The organism is Sphaerisporangium sp. NPDC049002 (assembly GCF_040649355.1).
In the GTDB taxonomy this organism is placed as follows: Bacteria; Actinomycetota; Actinomycetes; order Streptosporangiales; family Streptosporangiaceae; genus Sphaerisporangium.
In genome coordinates this window covers 1-4,210 of sequence record NZ_JBEZFH010000355.1, presented here as the reverse complement: position 1 = coordinate 4,210, position 4,210 = coordinate 1, and the positions used below count along the sequence as shown (strand labels likewise).

Annotated in this window: 3 protein-coding genes; all 3 read left to right on the top strand. The window is 71.9% G+C overall.

What is annotated here, in order from left to right:
- Positions 1-1,546 (top strand): discoidin domain-containing protein (locus AB0B89_RS35215; RefSeq protein ID WP_358561752.1); only part of this gene is annotated, 1,546 nt, incomplete at its 5' end.
- 581 nt (positions 1,547-2,127) lie between these two features.
- Positions 2,128-3,600 (top strand): HAMP domain-containing sensor histidine kinase, encoded by a 1,473-nt coding sequence (locus AB0B89_RS35210; RefSeq protein ID WP_358561749.1) that lies wholly within the window; start codon positions 2,128-2,130, stop codon positions 3,598-3,600.
- 164 nt (positions 3,601-3,764) lie between these two features.
- Positions 3,765-4,210 (top strand): pyridoxamine 5'-phosphate oxidase family protein (locus AB0B89_RS35205; protein ID WP_358561746.1); only part of this gene is annotated, 446 nt, incomplete at its 3' end.

Here is a 4,210-nt window from a genome sequence, read left to right as displayed (position 1 = left end):
CGACCGAGCGCGTCCTCCAGGCATTGGCCAAAGGGCAGGTAGAGGCCCTGCTGGATCGAGACGAACGACGTTCGGCGTTCATGGGGAGCGGAGCGCCTCCGGAGCCGCCCCCTACGTCGCCCCCGGAGCCCCGGCCGCCGCCGCGGCGCGCACCAACACCGACGTCCACCTGTTCTACTACCCGTGGTACGGCTCCCCCGCCGTGGCCGGGAGCTACCGGCACTGGCAACAGGGCGGCCACACCCCGCCGAACGACATCGGCGCGGACCTCTACCCGAAGTTCGGCGCGTACGACTCCGGCGACCTCGCCGGCGCGGTGAGCCAGCACATGCGGTGGATCCAGCAGTCGGGCGCGGGCGTCATCGTCTTCAGCTGGTGGGGACAGGGCTCGTACGAGGACCAGCTCGCGGCGGGCGTCCTCGACACGGCCGCGCGATTCGGGATCAAGGTGGCCTGGCACCTGGAGCCGTACCCCGGCCGCACGGCCGCGTCGACGGTCGCCGACGTCAACTACATCAACTCGCGGTACGGGGGCAGCCCCGCGTTCTACCGTGACGCCGCGCACGGCAACCGCGGCGCGTTCTACGTCTTCGAGAGCCTGCGGATCACCGACTGGACCGCGCTGGAGCAGGTGAAGTCCAGCAGCATCGTGCTGGCGCAGACCACCGACACCTCCAAGGTCGCGCACTTCGGCGGCATGTACACCTACGACGCCATCGCCGGCGCGACCGCGCCCGGCTGGAAGGGCGCCGCCGACTTCTGCAACGCGAACGGCCTGGTCTGGGCGCCGTCAGTCGGCCCCGGGTACATCGACGACCGCGCCGTGCCGGGCAACACCACCCCGACGCTCGCACGGAACAACGGCGCCACCTACGACACCGAGTGGCAGAACGCCCTGTCCGCCGCCAACGGCGGGCCGCCGAGCTGGGTGTCGGTCACCTCGTTCAACGAGTGGCACGAAGGATCGGTGCTGGAGCCGGCGTCCTCGGCCCCTCCCGCCGGGTTCGGCTACCAGACCTTCAACGGCGCCTACGGCAAGACGGGCGTGGCGGCCGAGACCGCCTACCTGGACCGGACCAAGTACTGGGTGGACCAGTTCACCGGCACCACCACGCCCCCCAACCCGAACCTCGCGTTGGGCAAGCCGATCACCGCGAGCAGCTCCACACCGGGCTTCTGGCAGTACTACGCCAACGACGGCAACGCCCTCTCCTACTGGGAGAGCGCCAACAACGCCTTCCCGCAGACGCTCACCCTCGACCTCGGGGCGCCCCTCACGAGCGTCAGCAAGATCGTGCTCACCCTGCCGCCGTCCTCGTCCTGGGGGACGAGGACCCAGACCCTGACGGTGAAGGCCAACCAGACCCCCGGCTGGCCGTACGCGACGATCGTGGGGTCGCGGGACTACACCTTCAACCCGGCGACCGGCAACACCGTGACGATCACCTTCCCCCCGACCTCGGTACGCGGGCTCCAGCTCTACTTCACCGGCAACACCGGCTGGCCCGCCGCGCAGATCTCCGAGTTCCAGGTCTACCGCACGTAGTGGCCCATCGAGGTTCCACGCCCTGAGGGCCGCCGCCGATCGCGGCCGGGCCGGAGGGGGAGGTCCTCGGAACCAGGCGCCAGGTGACCGTCCGGCTTCCAGCCGGGCGGTCTTCCGGCATACGGGCCGGGCCCCCCTTGGACCGTCCAGGCGAACATCGCCCGTGCTTGACCCCGGTGTGACCTGATCACGCTATAATTTTGCCCGATTTGCGCCATTTTGGGGCATATGCTAAGTTGCTGTTGCCTGGCGAGTCGCCCGTTGGCGCGCAGACCGCGAACGCATGGTCCGTGCCCGGGTGACGGGAGCACGTCCGGCGGCGCCCAGCGTGCCGTACGTCCTGCCGGCGCTTCCCGCAGAGCGCCCGCCGATGCGGCGCGGCCCCGGCATCACGCGCGACGAGGTGACGGGGCTCCAAATCCGGGGCAGTCGTGACCACCACATCCAGGGTCCCGGCGATGATCCGCCCGACTGCTCCACCACACGGCAGCCCTGGAACCCGACGTGCGGCGATCCCGCGCCCGGGGTCACATCGCCACCGTGGTCAGCTCCGATGACCACGCCATCAGGAGGACACCCGCGTGCGTGCCAGACTCCCATCCCCGTCACCCCCGCTGCGGCGGGCGCTGACGTCGTGGCGGCCTCGGTCCATCCGCGGACGGGTGACCGCCCTGGTCGCCATCCTCGCGATGCTCCTGCTCGTGCCCTCGGGGGTGCTCGCGGGCATGGTCGCGCGCCAGCAACTGGACAACGCCGGCTGGCTGGACGCCCGGCGCGCGGCCGGCCTGATGGCGGCGGCCGACCGGGCGGGCAAGCTGACGGACCCCGTCATCACCAGCAGCGTCCCCGGCGTCGACCTGGTCCAGCTCGTCGGGCCCGACCGCCGCGTCATCGCCTCCTCCCCCGCCGTGCGCGGGCTCGCGCCGCTGAGCACGGTGCGGCCCACGGCGGCGGACCCGCAGAAGGACGTGGAGACCTGCGCTTTCGCGCAGCTCGGCTGCGTCCGCGTCTCGGCCGTCCGCGTGAGCCTCGGCCCCGACTCCAACACCGTCTACGCGGGCGGCCCGATCCGCGGGGTCGTGTCCGCGGGCGTCTTCGACGCCCTGTTCGCGATCCAGGTCGCGGTGCTGGTCTCCCTCGCGACCTGGGCGACCTGGAAGATCACCGGCCGGACCCTCCGGCCGGTCGAGGCCATTCGCACCGAGCTGGCCGCCACCAACGTCAACGACCTGAGCAGCCGCGTTCCCGAGCCCGCGGGCGACGACGAGATCTCCCGCCTCGCCAGGACCGTCAACAGCACGCTGGAACGCCTGGAGAACGCCAAGGAGCGGATGGACCATGTCCTCGCCGCGCAGCGGCAGTTCACCTCCGACGCCTCGCACGAGCTCCGTACCCCCATCGCGGGCCTTCGTGCCCAGCTTGAGGAGGCGCGGATGCATCCGGAGGACACCGACCTCGACGATCTGCTCGACCGTACGCTCGGGGACGTCGACCGGCTCCAGGCCATCATCACCGACCTGCTGCTCCTGGCGAAGGTCGGCGCGGGCGCGCCCAGCGCCCTGGAGGACGTGGACCTGGCGGAGTCGGCCCGCATGGAGGTCTCCCGGCGCGCCGACCGGGTGCCCGTGCGGCTGCGGCTCACCCCCGGGGTGATGGTCAGGGCCGTCGACACCCAGATCGCGCGCGTGCTGACCAACCTGCTGGACAACGCCCAGCGGCACGCCAGGTGCGTCGTGCTGGTCGAGGTGCGCCGCGACGGGAAGTTCGCCGAGCTGGTCGTCGCCGACGACGGGGACGGCATCGCCGAGGCGGACCGGGAGCGGATCTTCGAGCGCTTCACCCGGCTGGACGCCTCGCGCTGCCGCGACCGGGGAGGCACGGGTCTCGGCCTCGCGATCGTCCGCGACATCGCCCGCGCCCACGGCGGAACCATCGAGGCCGGGGAATCGGAGGCCGGTGGCGCCCGCTTCGTCCTGCGGCTCCCGATCTCCGAGCACCTTCCGGCCCTGGCGCGGGACGTCCCGGTGACGCTCGCGGCCTCCTCCTCCCGCTGAGGCCTCCAAGGCCCCGCGACAACGGATTCAGTGCCAGATCTCGTACTAATAACACGGAATCGGTAGCATCGCTCGAAACGCCGACGCATCACGGCGGCGTGCGCGCGCTCGGCCGGCCCCCCGCCCGGGGCCGGGCGCCGACCGTACCCAGGGAGAGAGCCGGCATGACCACGTCCCCCCAGCGCCGGAGCCTGACCCAGACGGACCGGACCACGCACCGCCGCCTGCGGGAACAGGGCAGCCTCGACCGCGACGTCCTCGACGCCATCCTCGCGGCGGGCTTCGTGTGCCACCTGGGAGTGACCGTCGAGGGACAGGTCATGGTCGTCCCGACGGTGTACGGCGCCGACGGCGACACCCTGTACCTCCACGGCTCGGTCGCCGGCCGCAGCCTGATCTCCGCCCCGGAGACGTCCGTCTGCGTCACGGTGACCCACGTCGACGGGCTGGTGCTGGCCCGCTCGGTCTTCGAGCACGGGGTCAACTACCGCAGCGCGATGATCTACGGCGTCCCCCGTGTGGTGACCGGCCCGGAGGAGAAGCTCGCCGGTCTCCGCCTGCTCACCGAGCACGCCGCTCCGGGCCAGCTCGGCGTCCTCGCCCCGCGTGG